This window comes from Arachnia sp. (genome assembly GCF_057238465.1).
The window spans coordinates 66,289-82,522 of the sequence record NZ_DBHHFZ010000002.1 but is presented as its reverse complement, the minus strand read 5'-3'; the positions used below and the strand labels follow the sequence as shown (position 1 = coordinate 82,522).

Sequence of the window (16,234 nt, the reverse complement as noted above, 5' to 3'; positions counted from 1 at the left end):
TACGTTGGAGATGGCACAGAGGTAATTCGGAAAGGAAGGGCGAGCATGACCAACACCGCCACTGATCGGACCACCGGCAGCCTCACTGCCATGGACCGGTGCGACCGTTGCGGCGCCCAGGCCTACCTCCGCGTTGAGTTGAGCAGCGGCGGTGAGTTGCTGTTCTGCGCCCATCACGCGAGCAAGCACCGCGAGAAGCTCGCCCAGGTGGCTGCGCGGATCCACGACGAGACGGCGCGCCTCAAGGAATGATTGCCGCCGTGGCGGCCCGGATCAGTTCCGGGCCGGCCACCACCGGTTCGAGGCGGTTGGCCAGGACGTGATGGAAGGCCGTCGCCACCCGTTCCGGCGCCAGGCCGCGGGCCTCGGCCCAGGCCTGCCGGTAGACGGCCAGCTGCAGCGGATCCGCATCCGAATCACCGATTTTCCAGTCGACCACGAGCGCGTCGAAGGCCGGGTCGTCGCTGGGAAAGACCGCATCGATCCGCCCGCGCAGCACCAGCGATTCCCAGCGGAGCAGGAACGGAACCTCGATTCCCAGCGGCGTCAGGTTCGCGAACCTGCTGGCCTCGAAGGCCCGTTTGAGACGTTCCAGTCCGGGTTCCTCCACGCTGGCCCGGAACTCGAGTTCTTCGAAACCGGGGTTGACGGAAAACCGCGCCATCACCCATTCGTGGAACCGCTCCCCCAGCCGCGCGCTGCGTTTCGGTTCCCGCGGCATCCGGCGTGCCAGGCGCTCGGCGAAACCCGCCGGGTTCTTCCGCAGCTCCATGAGCGCGGTGGCCGACAAACCGGCGGGCAGGGTCAGGTCCCGGTTCGTCCTTCGGGTCAGTTGCTCGGTCAGGAAAGCGGCGTCCCGGTCCCACGCCTCGATCCTCTCCCGTTCCGCCGCCGAGGCGACGCCCGACCCCCATACCCAGCCGGTCTCGTCCCCACCTGAGGCGATCACGTCCCCTGCCTGACGGACGAGGGCCGCCGCGCGGGCGGTGGCGACTGCCCGATCCGTGACGGGAACGGGCCAGTCCGCGCTCCGGGTGGCCGTGGGCCGGGGATTCTCCTTCGGGGGAGGCTGCGTGGGGACGGTCCCGTGCAGCGCCGCCGCGTCATCGAAGTAGCGGGATCGGCCGCGTGCCCGTTTGAGCCCGGGTGCCCAGGCGTGGGCCGAGACGACGAGCAGCCGTTTCGCCCTGGTGGCGGCGACATAGGCCAGTCGGTCCTCGGAGAGCCGGTGTTCCTGTTTCAATTCCTCCCGGTAGGCGTCGATGCCCCGTTTGGAGTAGTCGGCGAGCTGGGGGATCGCATCCGCGTCTCCTCTGAGCGGTGCGGGCAGCAGACGGGAGTTCGTGCTCCAGTTCCCCGTCCGATCGGTCCCGGGGAACACCCCCTCCGACAGTGCCGGCAGGTAGACCGTGTGCCATTCCAGTCCCTTGGCCCGGTGGATGGTGAGCAGCTTCACCGAATCGGCTGCGGTCGGGGTGGCCCGTTCCAGCGCGTCCCCGTGTTCCTCCTCGGCATCCAGCCAGGCCAGCAACCCGGCCAGGCTGCCGTCGCCGTCGATGTCGGGGTAGGTGGAGCAGACCGCGATGAACCGCGCAAGCTGGGAGGTGTCCCCACGCACCAGCTGCTCGGCCTCCAGACCGAGCCGGGAGATCACGCGGCGCACCAGCTCTGGGACGGGCTCGTCCAGGTGCCCACGCAGCTCGGCGAGTTCCGAGGCGAACCGTTCCAGCCGCACCCTCCCCTCGTCGCTGATGGCGGCCTCCCCCGGATCGTTCACGGCGTCCAACAGCGAGGGCGCGCGTGCCGGATCGACACGCGAGACGAGTTCGGTCAATTCCTCGGGCAGCGGAAGTGGTTCCCCCGCGGTCTCCCCCGGCACCAGTTCCCGGGCGCGCCGCGCCAGCGCGGCCAGATCGGCCAGGCCGAGCCGCCAGCGTTCCCCCGTGAGCAACCCGGCCACCTCGGCGTTTGCCAACGGGTCGGCGAGCACCTTCAGGGTGTCCACCACGGGGGCGATCTCCGGCAGCCGCAGCAGACCCCCGATCCCGACGATCTCCACGGGGACGTCGTGTTCCCGGAGTCGTTCCCACACCGAGGTCAGGATGTCGTTGCGGCGGGTCAGTACGGCGATGTCCCGCCATGCAGTGCCCTCGGCGTGTCGGGCCGTGACGTCGGTTGCCAGCCAGTCGAGTTCCTCCGTGAGGGTGTCGAAGCACAGCACACTGACCTCGCCGCCCGGCTTGCCATCCCCGGGTCGCAGTTCCACCCCCCCGCCCCTGGTTCGCGTGAGCGGCTCCGCCAGGGCATTGCCCACCTCCAGGATCCGGCTGCCGCTGCGGCGGTTGATGGTGAGCGTGAACTCCTTTGCGGGTTCCCCCGTTGCGGCTGGGAAGTGGGTGGGAAACCCGAGGATGTTCGAGGCGGCCGCCCCACGCCACCCGTAGATCGCCTGGTTCGGGTCGCCGACCGAGGTCACCGGGAACCCGCGGCCCGACGCGGGATCGGCGCCACTGAACAGTGCGCGCAGCAGGATCGCCTGCGCTGACGAGGTGTCCTGGTACTCGTCGAGCAGAACCACCCGGAACCGTTGCCTGAGCATGGCGCCGACCGCGGGGAAGGACCGCGCCAGTTCCACGGCCTGGGCCTGCTGGTCGGCGAATTCCACCAGGCCGAGTTTCCTCTTGAGCTCCCGGTAGGTCTCGACGAGTTCCAACAGCTCCAGGCGCTCGTCGATGGCCGCCTGGGCCTCGAGAACCGCCTTCGTCGGTGATCCCCGCCACAGCGGTGCTTTCTCGAACCGGGCCCTGGCGCGCAGGGAGAACTCCCTGACCTGCGCGGGCGTGGCCAGGTGCGATCCCAGGGCCGAGTCCAGGGCCAGCACCCGTTCCGGGAGCTGGCGCGGGGACAGCCGGGAGAGGTGTTCGAGGGGCAGGGGGTGCTCGGCCACCGCCCGGGCGGCGACCCTGAACCTGGAAGCCCCGGAAAGCAACCTGGCGTCGGCCTCAATGCCCAGTCGCAGGCCGTGTTCCCGGACGAGTCGCGCGGCGAAGGCGTCGTAGGTGAACACCATCTCGCCGCCCTCCGTCTCGTCCCGGGAGGCCAGGTCGGAGCGTTCCAGGGCGTGACAGATGCGCCCTCCCAGCTCCGCGGCGGCCTTCCGGGTGAAGGTCAACCCGAGGACCTGCTCGGCCCGCACCTGTCCGGTGCCGACCAGCCACACGACCCGGGCGGCCATGACCGTGGTTTTCCCCGTGCCCGCGCCGGCGACGATCACCTGCGGTTCGAGCGGGGCGCAGATGGCGCTCAACTGTTCCGGGCTGAACGGGATTCCGAGTGCATCGCACAGGTCGCCGGGGTCGTTCAGTCGTTTCATTCCATGTCTCCGGGGTTGATCGCTGGGCAGGAGGACCCGAATGCACACCATGCGCACTGCGGTCCCTCCCGGGCCTCGAAGCTCCCCCCCTGGAGAATCCCGACCGCCTGTTCCAGTTTCTCGGTGAGCCAGGAGGGACCCTCCGGCAGGACCGGTTGGAACTGCCGTTCCGGTAGCGCTCCGCCATGCCTGAGCTGGAGCAGCGACGGTTCCGCGACCTCCCTGATCCCCGGCGCCAGGGAATCGAACGCCCCGAGCCTGGCGGCCAGTTGATACACCCCGAGCTGGGTGTGTTCGGCCACCTCTGCCCTGGTCGGGGGACGGCGACCGGTTTTGAGGTCGACCACGGAAAGTTTCCCGTCCCGCAGCTCGAGCCGGTCCACGGTGCCGCGCAGCAGGACCGGCACGTCCTTGACGACGATCGGGACCTCGAAGTTCACCTCGACCCCGAGGAGTTCATCCGGGTTCGTCTCGTTCCAGGCGTGGAACCGGGTCAGCGCCCGGCGCATCTGTTCCTTCTCGGCCGCCCCCATCCAGCGGGCCTCGAACCGGACCCGGGGCCAGACCTCGTCCAGGCCCTGGAGCATTTCCGCGAGCCCCATGGTTCCCCAGGCGGCCCGCTGGGCCAGCCGGTGGATCACGTCGCCCACACCGGCCTGGGGGCCTCGGGGCCGATCGGCTCCGCCCCTGCGTGAGAGGAACCACTGCCGCGGGCAGGTCAGAAGCGCCTGCAGGGTCGATCCGGTGATGCTCAAGGGCCGTGACGTCCTCCAGGCCGGGGAGGAAGGTTCCCTCACCCCCCACCAGTTCTCGGGGCGGGCCTCACGAAACACCGGGCGGAACCGCTGGTCGGTGATGTCACCGAGATGGGCCAGGCGCAGCGCGGCGGCCCGCCGCATGGCCGGGGACTCTGCGGGGTCTCCCGCGACCTGCCTCAGTTCGGCGATCAGAGAAGCCGCTGTCTGCCGCTGTTCGGGCAGTCCCGCGACACGCACGGGGGGCACTCCCAGTTCTCTGCAGAATCGTGACGGTTCCGCCGGTTCGGCCTCGCTGGCCGCTGGCGCGCTGACGTGCAGCTGTTCCAGCGCCCGGGAACAGGCGACGTAGAAGGATCGCCTCTCGGAGGCGAGCTGGCCGGCGGTGCTGGCCGCGTCCAGGTGGTCGGGGGCGAGACGGTCCGGGTCCAGCAGCAGGCCCCGCCAACCGGTCTGGGGCCATGTTCCCTCGCTGACCCCGATCACGTACACCCTCCGCCAGGAGCCGCTGCGGGAACGGTGGGCGGTGAGGAGCCGGACACCGCGTCCCTGGATGGAGAGTTCGCGCCCGGTGTCGGCGGGAATCTCCTCACGCATCACGGCGGAGCGGAAGGCATCCGCGCCGTGGCGTCCGGCGAGTTCCTGGCGGCGTCCCGCGAGCTCGAACAGCTCGACGACGGCGTCCAGGTCCTGATTGGCGCCGCGTGACCCCGCCAAGGCGGCCCCCCGCAGTCGTTGGGGCCATCCGGTTCCGTTCCAGAGCGTCCACAGCACCTCGGCCACCGGGGCTCCCCGGGTGAGTTGCCCGGCGGCCCTGCCGAGCAGGAGCCCGAGTGCCCGGACGCGTTCGGCCTCCGGGCCGGGGAAGGCTTCCAGCAGTTCCGGGCGGTCAAGGCACTTCCCCAGCAGGTCGTGGGAATCCGGGTCACCGATCCCGACGGCGAGCAGGGACCGGATCAGCGCACGCTGTCCCACCGCGTCCAGTTCGCAGAGGGGACCGGCCAGCAGCCGGGTGACGTCCTCGTTCCCGAGATGCCCGAGGTTCGCCGCCCCGGTCAGCCCGGCCAGGAGGGTTTCTACGGCGCGCTGGGAACCGAGGGCCAGTTCGTCGCCGGCCACTTCCACGGGGATTCCGCGCGCCGTCAGTTCCCGGGCCAGGGGGGTCAGCTGGCTGCGGCCGGATCGGGCGATCACCGCGAGCTCGTGCCAGGCGCAGCCGTCCACCAGCACCGCCTCACGCAGCGCGGCGGCGAGGTGGGCGGTTTCCGCCGCCGAGTCGTCGTAGATGCTGACCGTGACGAACGACCCCTCGCCCCGTGCGGGGGTGGCGGCGGGTGGGGCGTCACTCGCGTCCAGCCGTTCCCGGATCCCGGCGAGGGCCTTCGCCACGGCCGGGCGGTTCCGGTGGCCCGTGACGAGTCCAAGGGTCTCGGCTCCGGGTAGTCCGCGCAGCAGGGTGATGCTGGCGGCCGAGGCGCCGCGGAAGGAACCGAGCCGCTGCTGGGGATCGCCGAACACCAGCAGCGGAAGACCGATCCGGGCCAGGTCCGCCAGCAGGTTCGCCGCCACCTGGTCAAGTTCCTGGGCGTCGTCGACCAGCACCGCGTCGAATCGAGAACGGCAGGCCTCTGCGACGGTGGTGTCGGCCAGGAGCAGGCGCGCGCGATGAAGCAGTTCGGTGTAGTCGAGGGCCCCGTCGAAATCGGCGATGGTCAGGTAGGTCTCGAAGAAACGCCCGACCGCCTCGAAGACCGGGTCCCCCGAGGCGAGTTCGATGACGTGTTCCGGGTCGAGGCCGAGTTGACGGGCCCGGGACAGCACCTCTCGCAGTTGCCGGGCGAAGGCGCGCGTCCGGGCGGCGGCGCGGACCTCCTTTGGCCAGGAATTTTCCCCCTCGCCCTCGAGCAGGTCCCTGAGCCGTTGTTCCTGTTCCGGGGCCCGGAGCAGCCTGAGGTCCTGTTCCGGATCTCCCAGTTCCCGCAACAGCCCCAGGGAGAACCCGTGCACGGTCGTCACACGGGCCCCGACCTCGGCTCCCCCGCGTCGCCGGATGATGTCCCTTCTCAGTTCCTGGGCCGCCTGCCGGGAAGCGGTCAGGATCACGAGCCGCTCCAGCGTGGAGCCCTCCTCCAGGCGTCTGACCGCCGCGGCCGCCAGGGTGGTGGTCTTGCCGGTTCCCGGTCCCCCGAGCACCACCCGGACCCCTCGATGCGGCACGGCGGCCGCCTCCTGTCCGGCATCCGGCACGGGTGTGCCGGGCAGGACGGCGGGCAGCAACCGCCAGGCTCCGGTGTCGTTCACGGGTCAATGGAACCACGGCTGACCCCCAATCTGTGGAAGAGTGATCCCCGGAGTCCACCGCAAGGTGCGGTGGGCCGCAGTTTTCGCAGGAGAACAACATGGCTCTGGGGACCGTCAAATGGTTCAATCCCGACAAGGGTTTCGGTTTCATCGCTGTTGACGACAGCAAGGGCGAGGATGTCTTCGTCCACTACAAGTCCATCGACATCCCGGGTTTCAGGACGCTGAGCGAGAATCAGCGCGTGGAGTTCGAGATCGTGCAGGGCCCGAAGGGCATGCAGGCGGACCGCGTTCATCCTCTCTGAAGCTGCCTGTCAGGGCGGCTCCGGGTTAGGATGAGCCACACGACCAGCGAAGGCGAGGCCCAGTGACCATGCACCCGGCGGAAGTCCGGCCCCAGGACCGTGACCACTACACCGTGGTCCCGGCGCCGTGGGTGGCTGGTTGCAGCGACATCGGGACCCGGCACCGCACCAACCAGGATGCGTTGTGCGTGGCCGCCAGTTCGCGTCCCACCAAACGGGCCGTGCTGGTTGTCTCCGACGGCGTGAGCACGGCTTTCGGGGCCGAGCACGCTTCCCTGGTGGCGGTCGAGGAGGCCTGTTCGGTCCTGGTCCAGGCGTTGACGACCGGCGGCGCGGCCGAGGCGGAATCCTTCAATTCCGCCTTCGCCCGGGCCCATGAAGCGGTCCTGGCCGCGGGTGCCGACGATGAACCGGCGGCCTGCACCCTGGTGGCCGCCACCGTCGCCGACGGCCTGATCCGGGTGGGCAGCATCGGGGATTCCCGGGCCTACTGGTTCGGTGACGACGGGGTTAGCTGGCAGCTGACCAAGGACGACTCCATGGCCCAGGCACGCATGATGCTGGGCGTGCCCCGCGAGGAGGCCGAACGTTCCCTCCAGGCGCACTCCATAACACGCTGGTTGGGCCGAAACGCGACGGATGTCAATCCCGCCCTGGTTGAGTTGCGTCCCGGCTGCCCCGGATGGCTGGTGGTTTGCAGCGACGGCCTGTGGAACTACGCCAGTTCCCCGGAGGACCTGGCGGTGGTGTTCGAGGGGGCGAAGAAGGTCAGCGGAAACCCGGTGGAACTGGCGGAATCGCTGGTGGCGTGGGCAAATTCCTGCGGTGGCCGGGACAACATAACGGTCGCGTTGGCGTACTGCGGGGGTTGAACGCGGCTATGGTAGGCACCATGGACGTCAGGATTGGAATCAGCGACATCTCCCGCGAGCTCCAGGTGCGCACCACGAGCAGCGCCGACGAGGTTGCCGCGGCCCTGGATGAGGCGCTCACCAACGATTCGACCTTCGAACTGGCAGACGACAAGGGTCGCCGGGTCATCGTTCCCGTTGCGAAGCTCGCCTACCTCGACCTGGGGCCCGCCGAGGGACGTCCCGTTGGTTTCGGCGCCCTCTGACCCCTCCGGCCCTGATCCGTACAGGAGCCGCCCGACAGTTAGGTTTCACCCTGAACGAAACAACCACCTCCGAGACGTTCTCAGATCTCGGTATCCGCGAAGAGATCACCGCCTCGCTCGCCGACGCGGGGATAGTCAATCCGTTCCCGATCCAGGCGCTCGCCATTCCCCTGGCCCTCAGCGGCACCGACCTGATCGGCCAGGCGCGTACCGGCACCGGGAAAACGCTGGCATTCGGGAGCTCCCTGCTGCATAGGCTCCACACCGGTGCCGATGAATCGGAGGAGCCCATCACCCACGGCCGTCCCCGGGCCCTGGTCATCACTCCCACCCGGGAGCTCGCCCTCCAGGTGGCGCGGGATCTCGAACTGGCCGGTTCCCGGCTTCACACCCGGGTGTTGACCATCTACGGCGGCACCGGATACGACGAGCAGCTTGCCGCCCTCGAGAAGGGCATCGACGTGGCGGTCGGGACTCCCGGGCGGCTTCTCGACCTCGCCAACCGCGGGGCGCTGGACCTGAGCCACATCGAGGTGCTGGTGCTGGACGAGGCCGACGAGATGCTGGATCTCGGTTTCCTGCCCGACATCGAGAAACTGCTGGCGAAAACGCCGCCGTCGCGCCAGAGCCTCCTGTTCTCGGCGACGATGCCGGCCCCCATCCTCGCCCTCGCCCGGGCCACCCTGAACCGGCCCGTGAACATTCGCGCCGAGGGCGCGGATGCCCAGGCGACGGTGCCCGACATCACCCAGTTCGTGTACCAGGCCCACGACCTGGACAAACCCGAGGTGGTAGCCCGTATCGCGCAGGCCCGCGACGTCGGCAAGGTGATGGTTTTCTGCCGCACGAAACGGGCGGCGCAGCGCCTGGCGGATGAGCTGCAGGAGCGCGGTTTCCCGGCCACGGCCATCCACGGCGACCTGAACCAGATCGCCCGGGAACGCTCCTTGAAGAAGTTCCGGGCCGGGACCGTGACCATCCTGGTGGCGACCGATGTCGCCGCCCGGGGAATCGACATCACCGGTGTCAGTCACGTGATCAACTACGAATGCCCCGACACCGACGCCACCTACGTGCACCGCATCGGCCGGACCGGCCGTGCGGGACACACCGGCGTCGCCGTCACCCTGGTCGACTGGCCGGACGTGACCCGCTGGAAGGTCATCAGCAAGACCCTCGGCCTGGATTGTGAAACCCCTGTGGAGACCTACTCCTCGTCCCCGCACCTGTACACGGATCTGGACATCCCCGAGGGCACCAAGGGTCGTCTCCCCCGCTCCGCGCGTCCGCCGCGCGAGGCCCGTTCCCGCAGGGAAACCACATCCGAGGGTGGCACACGGCGTCGCAGGCGGCGACGCTCCTCCACCGAGTCGCAGGGGGATCGCCCGCCATCGACCTCGACCGGCGGCGCGGAGGAGAGCACCGCTCCCCGCCGCAGGCGGCGTCGCCGCCGCGCCGGGGTGGACGTGACCGAGTCCCGCAAGAACACCGAGTAATTACCCGGGCGTTTCCAGCTCCTTCTCCGGGGATGGCTGCTCGCCGGCCCCGTCAACGGGTGGCTTCCCCGGGAAGGGACCCCACAGACCGGACAGGTCCTGTCATCCCGGCATCTCAGCCCGGGGCCACGGGGCCGAAACGAACCGGACCCGCGTTTCGCGTCCCTGCCCCGGCCAGCCCGAACGAACGCGGCTGACCGGGGATTCTCGTCGCTCAGTAATCCATGCTCATGGCCTGTCGAACCTCCGCCAAGGTGGCCTCGGCGACGGCGTTTGCCCGCTCATTGCCCGCCCTGAGCACTTCGCGCAACGCCCCGGGATCGGCCATGAGCTCGGCCCGGCGCGCCCGGTGGGCGGCGAAGTGGTCGTTCACGGCCGCCGTGGCGAGTTTCTTCAACCCGCCGCCGCCGCCGTCTCCGATCTCCTCGGCCACGTCCTCGGGGGTGCGGTCCAGGCACATCGCGGCGATGTTGACCAGGTTCGACACCTCGGGCCGGTTCACGGGATCGTAGGTGATGTGACGGTCCGAGTCGGTGACGGCACGTTTGAGCAGTTTCGCGGTTTCATCGGCGGTCATGCCCAGCTCGATGGTGTTGCCGCGTGACTTGCTCATCTTGTTTCCGTCCAGGCCGAGGATGGTGCCGCTGCGGCTGAGCAGTGACTCGGGTTCCGGGAAGACGGGATGGGCGGGATCGACGCGCCCGTAGCGCTCGTCGAAACGCCTGGCGATCACCCGGCTCTGTTCGATGTGCGGCAGCTGGTCCTTGCCGACGGGAACCAGATTGGCCTTGCAGAACAGGATGTCGGCGGCCTGGTGCACCGGGAAGGTCAGCATCAGCCCGGACATGGGGCGGTTGGATGCGGCCAGTTCGTCCTTGACGGTCGGGTTGCGGCGCAGCTCCGCGTCGGTGACCAGCGCGAGGAAGGGCAGCAGCAGCTGGTTCAGGGCGGTCACCGACGAGTGGGTGAAGATGACCGTCCGTTCGGGATCGATCCCGGCGGCCAGGTAGTCGGCCACCATGTTGTAGACGTTGTCCTTCAACTCACCGACGCCGTCGCGGTCGTAGATCACCTGGTAGTCGGCCACGATCAGGAAGGTCTCGATCCCGGCGTTCTGCAGCCGCACCCGGTTCTGGAGCGAGCCGAAGTAGTGGCCGATGTGCAGCCGACCGGTGGGGCGGTCCCCCGTCAGCAGCCTGAACCCTGCCGGATCCGAGGCGATCTCCAACTCGATCTCGCGGCTGCGTTCCTCCGAACGCTGTAGGGATTTCTCTGCTTCTGGTGTGGCCTCGGATTCCATGCGGGCAACCTTATCGCCCGGGCACCGGGACGGTCACGCGGAACCACCCCGCGCCCGGATCCGGGAGAGTATCTCGAGGTAGGCCGACTTGCGGGTGGTGTAACACCCCAGTTGCCGCTCGGGCCGCGCGGTTCCGTGATAATCGCTGGAGCCGGTGCGGAGCAGGCCCAGACGCGCCCCCATCTCGAACAGCAGCAGCCGGGTCTCCCGGTCGTGGTCCTTGTGATCGGTCTCGATCCCGTCGAGTTCGTGTTCCCTGACGAGCTGCTCGATGAACGGCGCGCTGAGGGCGTCACGGGTCATGGGGGCCCAAGGGTGGGCCAGCACGGCCACTCCCCTGGCCAGGTGCACCAGGTCGATGGCGCGACCCACCTCGATGGAGTACCTGGGAACGTATGCCGGCTGGCCGGGTGCCAGGAACGAGTCGAAGGCCGCCTGCCGGTTGGCCACCATGCCCTTGGCAACCAGGGTGTCGGCGACGTGGGGACGTCCCACCGAGGGCGCCCCCTTTGCCGTGGCCATCACCTCCTCGATGGTCACGGGGTAACCGAGCTCCGTCAACCGCCTGCACATCTCGGGAAGCCGCTGGGTCCTACCGACCCTGACCCGGGCGAGCTCCTCGTTGAGCAGGCGGTTCCACACGTCACAGCCGTAACCGAGCAGATGGACCGCACGGCCTTCGTGCTGGCAGGAGATCTCGATGCCGGGCAGCACCTTGACCCCGATCCGTTTCCCGGCCTCCGCCGCTTCGGCAACCCCGTCGAAGGTGTCGTGGTCGGTCAGCGCGATCACGTCCAGGCCGGCCTGGAAAGCCTTCATCACGAGCATCGTGGGGGTGTCCGTGCCATCACTGACTCGCGAGTGGGTGTGCAGGTCGATCCTCATGGCCCTCATGCTATCGGCTCATCCATAGAACCCCTTGGTTATGGGCCTGAAACCACCGCTACATTGGTCCCCATGCAGCTCAATTACAAGCATGAATTCAACGGCAGCCCGGACCAGGTGGCGGCGCTGTTCCGCAACGAGGCGTTCATCGATGATGTCGCCAAGCACGCCAACGCGATCGAGCACACGGTCAACATCGCGGATGACGTCACCCACCTGGACCTGACCCTTCCCGCTCCCGAGTCGATCTCTAAGTTCTTCGGCAAGGGCATTCGCATCAAGCAGTCGTTCGCCTGGGGGGAGCCCGACGACGCGGGTGTGCGGAAAGGAATCTTCACGGTCGACATCGCGGGCGCTCCCGTCAGCGTCGAGGCCGATGCCACCCTCTCCCCCACCGGTCCCAGCTCCTCGGAGGCGGTCTACGTGGGTGAGCTGAGCGTGAAGATCCCCTTGGTCGGCAAGAAGGTCGAAACCCAGATCGAGCCCATGATCGCCCGCGCCTTCGCGGGCATCGAGCGCCGCGCCCAGGACTGGCTGAGCCGCGTCTGACGAACGGTCAGCAGCGAAGCCCCCGGCGGTACTCCTCCACGTCATTCCACAGCAGGTCGGATTCGCGCAACAGATCCTGGACCTCGTCGAAACCCCAGGCGGTGTCGATGTCCAGGCCGCGCACGGCAACTGCGGCGGCGGAGGGGTCCACGCCGGGGGCTTCGCTGAACCAGCAGGTCATGGCCTCCGGGGAGACCCGGGTGAGGACGCAGGCGCCGTTCTCGGGATCCTCGCCACCGGCGAGCAGCGAATCATCGACCTCGGCCACCAGCACCAGTCTCTCCCCGAACCTCGTCAGGGCGGCCACGGAGGCCAGCACCAGGGCGGCGTATTCGGCGTCCTCCTCCTGCCCGGCCGTGTAGCCCAGGGCGGCCAGAAGCTCCGGTGTCACGCGGTGCGCCGCCCGGCCGGTCAGCTGAACGGAGCCGTCGATCGCCGCCAGTTCGTCACGGGCGATGGGTATGAACACCAGTTGCTTGGTCACATGACAACCCTAGAGGCCGCCCGGGGGTTCACGGCCCGGCCACGCCCGGGGTGTTGTCAATGCCCCGGAAGGTGTTGCCGGAATCCCCGGGTGTGTTGTCAATGTTCCCGGTGGTGTTGTGAATCCCCCGCCAGGCCCTTACCCGGCTGAGAAGCGGATGCGTAGCTTGTCGGCGTGAACAAAGTACCTGCTCCCGCCTTGGCCCAAGCGGTGCTGGACGCCCTCCAGGGGATGCGGGCCCTGCACCAGATCCGCCCCCACCTGTCCTCCCGCGCCTTCCAGCAGCTCGTGTCCTACTCCGATGCCGTGGGTTTCCGCATCGGCCGGGTGGGGCCGCTTCGCGTGCAACATCCCGATCCGGACAGCCTGGAGGCCTCCGGCACCGTCCGGATCCGGGACAGGTGGCTGGCCTGCGTCATCCGTCTGGACCGTCGGGACGACTGGTTGTGCTCCGACCTGCGGGTGGTGGGATTCCCCGCCTAGGGCCTGTTGCGAAAAGTGCTGTCCGAGCGAGGAGACGCCGGGCGGATGAGCCGGTGACCAACCGTCGTGTTCTTACCGGTGACGACGACGGGACGCCGGATCACCCGATCCGGCGCGCCACATCCGCAACAGTTCCCCAGGGTTCAGCGCTTGCGCTTGGCCTTCTTGCGCCGTGCGGCGCGGTTCCCGCCACCACTGCTCGTCGTTGTCTTCTTCACGGGTTTCTTGGTGCCCTCGCGGCTCGTGGTGGCCTCCCCGGACTCGTCGGGGGCGGAGTAGGTGAGGTTCTCCTCGCGTTTTCCACCCAGACCCTTGGCCAAGGGTTCCGCGCGCCTGGGTTTCGCCTCACCGTCCGAGACCGATGCGACCTTGGCCAGCACGTCCTCCGGGTTCCCATCGGCATCGGTGACGACACCGACGCTCACCGGTTCCGGCTGGCTGACCTGCAGGTTGAACAGCATCCCGATGATCTGCTCGAATGAGGCCTCACGCATCGCGATGAACATGTCACCGCCCTCCCGCTGGTACTCGACCAACGGGTCGCGCTGCGCCATTGCGCGAAGCCCGATGCCCTCCCGCAGGTAGTCCATCTCGTAGAGATGTTCCCGCCAGTTGCGGTCCACCACGGAGAGCAGCACCTGGCGTTCCAGTTCCCGCATGGTCTCGGAACCGAGGGCCTCCTCCCGGTCGTCGTAGGCCCTGGACACGTCGTCGCTGAACATCTCGACGAGCTTTTCCTGCGTGGGGATCTCCTCTTCGATCTCCTCCAGGTCGAGACCGACGGGATAAAGCGTTTTCAGTTCGTTGAAGAGCATCTCGAGGTCCCAGTCCTCCGGGATGCCGACGGTGTGCTGCCTGACGACCGCTGCAACCACCTCGGCCGCCCGGTCGCGCAGCTGCTCGGACAGATCGGCCCCGTCGAGAACGCGACGCCGGTCGCGGTAGATGACGTGCCGCTGACGGTTCATCACGTCGTCGTACTTCAGAACGTTCTTGCGCATCTCGAAGTTCTGGCTCTCGACCTGCTTCTGCGCCGACTCGATGGCGTTGCTGACCGACTTGGAGTCGATCGGCACGTCGTCCGGCACCTTGAGCATGATCAGGGCGCGCTCCAGCACCTCGGGACGGAACAGGCGCATCAGGTCATCGGAGAGGGAGAGGTAGAAACGGGATTCGCCCGGGTCCCCCTGACGTCCGGAACGGCCGCGCAGCTGGTTGTCGATGCGGCGGGATTCGTGGCGTTCGGAACCGATCACGTACAGTCCGCCGGCCTCCACCACCTCGTCGTGTTCGGCCTCCACCTGCTCCTCGAGGGCCTTCAAGGTGTCGGGCCACTGGGCCTCGTACTCCTCGGGGGTTTCCACGGGATCGAGTCCCTGCTTGCGCAGCTGCAGGTCGGCCAGGAACTCGGGGTTGCCCCCGAGCATGATGTCGGTGCCGCGTCCCGCCATGTTGGTGGACACGGTCACAGCCCCCTTGCGGCCCGCCTGCGCGACCACGGCGGCCTCCCGCTCGTGTTGTTTCGCGTTGAGGACCTCGTGCGGGATGCCTTCCTTCTTCAGCATCCCGGACAACAACTCGGATTTCGCGACCGAGGCGGTTCCGATGAGCACGGGCTGCCCGTCCTCGTGGCGGAGCACGACGTCCTCGATGATCGCCTTGTACTTGGCCTCCTCCGTGCGGTAGATCCGGTCGCGCTGATCGATGCGGATCATCGGCATGTTCGTCGGAATGGGAATGACCCCGAGGCCGTAGATCTTCTGGAACTCGGATTCCTCGGTCTTCGCGGTACCCGTCATGCCGGCGAGTTTGTCGTACATGCGGAAGTAGTTCTGCAGGGTGACGGTGGCGAGGGTCTGGTACTCGTCCTTGATCTTCACCCCTTCCTTCGCCTCAAGGGCCTGGTGCAGACCCTCGTTGTAGCGGCGTCCGGCCAGGGTGCGGCCGGTGTGTTCGTCGACGATGAGGATCTCGTCGCCCAAAACCACGTAGTCCTTGTCCCGTTTGAACAGTTCCTTGGCCTTGATGGCGTTGTTCAGGTAGCTGATGAGCGGGGTGTTCGCGGACTCGTAGAGGTTGTCGATGCCGAGCCGGTCCTCGACGACCTCGATGCCGGCACCCGAGATCGCGACCGTCCGTTTCTTCTCGTCCACCTCGTAGTGCTGGTCACGTTTCATGGAACGCACCATCCGGGCGAACACCGGATACCACTCGTGGGTGTCCTGGGCCGGCCCGGAGATGATCAGCGGGGTACGGGCCTCGTCGATCAGGATCGAGTCCACCTCGTCGACGATGGCGAAGTGGTGGCCGCGCTGCACGAGATCCTCGCTGCTGAGCGCCATGTTGTCGCGCAGGTAGTCGAAACCGAATTCGTTGTTGGTGCCGTAGGTGATGTCCGCCCGGTAGGCGATGCGACGCTCATCAGGCGACATCGAGGCCAGGATGACGCCGACCTCCAGTCCGAGGAAGTGATGGATCCGCCCCATCTGCTCGGACTGGTACTTGGCCAGGTAGTCGTTGGTGGTGACGATGTGCACGCCCTCACCGGAAAGGGCATTCAGGTAGGAGGGAAGGGTGCCGACGAGGGTTTTCCCCTCACCGGTTTTCATCTCCGCGATGTTGCCCCAGTGGAGTGCGGCGCCGCCCATGATCTGAACGTCGAAATGCCGCTTGTTCAACACGCGAACGGAGGCCTCGCGTACAGTGGCGAAGGCCTCCGGCATCAGCTGGTCCAGATCCTCCCCGTCCTCAAGGCGCTTCTTGAAGATGTCGGTCTGTTCCTTCAGCTCGGCGTCGGACATCTCCTGGAAGTCCTCCTCGATCAGGTTGACCTGATCGGCAACCTTCCGCAGCCTCCTCAGCTGAGAACCCGAGCCGAGGTTGCTCAGGAAATCCATGAATCCCACGTCGACGATCCTTAACAGTTTGACTCCGGTGGCTTTAGCACACCGCCTGCCATCCTAGCCAGCCCCGGGGCCGTACAAAACTGTGGCGGGCCGGGGCATCGTCCCCGGCCCGCCGTGACCGGCAATTGCGCTTTTCAGGAACCCCGCGAACAAGGGGGTGTCAAGGACCATTGTGGTGGAAACCGGGGATCGCACCGGATCCTCCGCATTCGGAGAAGCAATGCGGTCCGCACCACCAACGGTTCAATGACCCCGGGACCGGTCGCGGGGCGGCCCGGGT

The 16,234-nt window shown here is 67.8% G+C and carries 13 protein-coding genes; 7 read left to right on the top strand and 6 right to left on the bottom strand.

Features of this window, described 5'->3' with window-relative positions; genetic code table 11:
• Window positions 1-45: 45 nt before the first annotated feature.
• A complete protein-coding gene (locus tag ACO6D6_RS02595; RefSeq protein ID WP_484783011.1) occupies window positions 46-252 on the top strand; it encodes a DUF7455 domain-containing protein in 207 nt (68 codons plus the stop codon).
• Here ACO6D6_RS02595 and ACO6D6_RS02590 read toward each other — a convergent pair.
• Together ACO6D6_RS02590 and ACO6D6_RS02585 are read right to left on the bottom strand one after the other, a co-directional pair.
• Window positions 242-3,373 carry an ATP-dependent DNA helicase gene (locus ACO6D6_RS02590; RefSeq protein ID WP_484783009.1) on the bottom strand — a complete coding sequence of 1,044 codons (3,132 nt, stop codon included), beginning with the start codon at window positions 3,371-3,373 and terminating at the stop codon, window positions 242-244. The genes ACO6D6_RS02595 and ACO6D6_RS02590 overlap by 11 nt on opposite strands.
• Window positions 3,370-6,429, bottom strand: coding sequence for a PD-(D/E)XK nuclease family protein (locus ACO6D6_RS02585; protein ID WP_484783007.1), 3,060 nt, complete (start codon window positions 6,427-6,429; stop codon window positions 3,370-3,372). Before ACO6D6_RS02585 ends, ACO6D6_RS02590 begins: the two co-directional genes overlap by 4 nt.
• Window positions 6,430-6,527: 98 nt before the next feature.
• Here ACO6D6_RS02585 and ACO6D6_RS02580 point away from each other — a divergent pair, with 98 nt between their 5' ends.
• The 4 genes from ACO6D6_RS02580 to ACO6D6_RS02565 all read left to right on the top strand — a co-directional run bounded on the left by ACO6D6_RS02580 (window position 6,528) and on the right by ACO6D6_RS02565 (window position 9,347).
• Window positions 6,528-6,734 carry a cold-shock protein gene (locus ACO6D6_RS02580; RefSeq protein ID WP_484783005.1) on the top strand — a complete coding sequence of 69 codons (207 nt, stop codon included), beginning with the start codon at window positions 6,528-6,530 and terminating at the stop codon, window positions 6,732-6,734.
• 68 nt (window positions 6,735-6,802) lie between these two features.
• Window positions 6,803-7,606 (top strand): PP2C family protein-serine/threonine phosphatase, encoded by an 804-nt coding sequence (locus ACO6D6_RS02575; protein ID WP_484783406.1) that lies wholly within the window; start codon window positions 6,803-6,805, stop codon window positions 7,604-7,606.
• 20 nt (window positions 7,607-7,626) lie between these two features.
• Entirely contained in the window at window positions 7,627-7,851 is a 225-nt protein-coding gene (locus tag ACO6D6_RS02570; RefSeq protein ID WP_484783004.1) for a DUF3107 domain-containing protein, read from the top strand.
• Window positions 7,848-9,347: a DEAD/DEAH box helicase gene (locus tag ACO6D6_RS02565; protein ID WP_484783405.1), complete on the top strand. Its 1,500-nt coding sequence runs from the start codon at window positions 7,848-7,850 to the stop codon at window positions 9,345-9,347. Before ACO6D6_RS02570 ends, ACO6D6_RS02565 begins: the two co-directional genes overlap by 4 nt.
• 214 nt (window positions 9,348-9,561) lie before the next feature.
• On the opposite strand, the gene trpS is transcribed toward ACO6D6_RS02565, so the two are convergent.
• Both trpS and ACO6D6_RS02555 read right to left on the bottom strand, forming a co-directional pair.
• On the bottom strand, window positions 9,562-10,647 hold the full coding sequence (trpS, locus tag ACO6D6_RS02560) for a tryptophan--tRNA ligase (protein WP_484783002.1): 1,086 nt from the start codon (window positions 10,645-10,647) through the stop codon (window positions 9,562-9,564).
• A 33-nt stretch (window positions 10,648-10,680) separates the two neighbouring features.
• Window positions 10,681-11,532, bottom strand: coding sequence for a PHP domain-containing protein (locus ACO6D6_RS02555; protein WP_484783001.1), 852 nt, complete (start codon window positions 11,530-11,532; stop codon window positions 10,681-10,683).
• Window positions 11,533-11,604: 72 nt separating this feature from the next.
• Here ACO6D6_RS02555 and ACO6D6_RS02550 point away from each other — a divergent pair, with 72 nt between their 5' ends.
• Window positions 11,605-12,081 carry a DUF2505 domain-containing protein gene (locus tag ACO6D6_RS02550; protein ID WP_484783000.1) on the top strand — a complete coding sequence of 159 codons (477 nt, stop codon included), beginning with the start codon at window positions 11,605-11,607 and terminating at the stop codon, window positions 12,079-12,081.
• A gap of 7 nt (window positions 12,082-12,088) precedes the next feature.
• Here the strand turns inward: ACO6D6_RS02550 and ACO6D6_RS02545 are convergent, their stop codons facing one another.
• Window positions 12,089-12,565 (bottom strand): DUF6912 family protein, encoded by a 477-nt coding sequence (locus ACO6D6_RS02545; protein ID WP_484782998.1) that lies wholly within the window; start codon window positions 12,563-12,565, stop codon window positions 12,089-12,091.
• Between the two features lie 174 nt (window positions 12,566-12,739).
• Between ACO6D6_RS02545 and ACO6D6_RS02540 the strand changes: the two genes are divergently transcribed.
• Window positions 12,740-13,048 (top strand): Rv3235 family protein, encoded by a 309-nt coding sequence (locus ACO6D6_RS02540; RefSeq protein ID WP_484782996.1) that lies wholly within the window; start codon window positions 12,740-12,742, stop codon window positions 13,046-13,048.
• Between the two features lie 143 nt (window positions 13,049-13,191).
• Here ACO6D6_RS02540 and secA read toward each other — a convergent pair whose 3' ends face one another.
• On the bottom strand, window positions 13,192-15,954 hold the full coding sequence (secA, locus tag ACO6D6_RS02535) for a preprotein translocase subunit SecA (RefSeq protein ID WP_484782995.1): 2,763 nt from the start codon (window positions 15,952-15,954) through the stop codon (window positions 13,192-13,194).
• Between the last annotated feature and the right edge of the window lie 280 nt (window positions 15,955-16,234).

Bases quoted from the DNA above. Each gene is read 5' to 3' on its own strand.
- ACO6D6_RS02550 (WP_484783000.1), top strand. From the start codon at position 11,605: ATGCAGCTCAATTACAAGCATGAATTCAACGGCAGCCCGGACCAGGTG.
- ACO6D6_RS02590 (WP_484783009.1), bottom strand. From the start codon at position 3,373: ATGAAACGACTGAACGACCCCGGCGACCTGTGCGATGCACTCGGAATC.
- ACO6D6_RS02580 (WP_484783005.1), top strand. From the start codon at position 6,528: ATGGCTCTGGGGACCGTCAAATGGTTCAATCCCGACAAGGGTTTCGGT.
- ACO6D6_RS02595 (WP_484783011.1), top strand. From the start codon at position 46: ATGACCAACACCGCCACTGATCGGACCACCGGCAGCCTCACTGCCATG.
- ACO6D6_RS02555 (WP_484783001.1), bottom strand. From the start codon at position 11,532: ATGAGGATCGACCTGCACACCCACTCGCGAGTCAGTGATGGCACGGAC.
- trpS (WP_484783002.1), bottom strand. From the start codon at position 10,647: ATGGAATCCGAGGCCACACCAGAAGCAGAGAAATCCCTACAGCGTTCG.
- ACO6D6_RS02570 (WP_484783004.1), top strand. From the start codon at position 7,627: ATGGACGTCAGGATTGGAATCAGCGACATCTCCCGCGAGCTCCAGGTG.
- ACO6D6_RS02575 (WP_484783406.1), top strand. From the start codon at position 6,803: ATGCACCCGGCGGAAGTCCGGCCCCAGGACCGTGACCACTACACCGTG.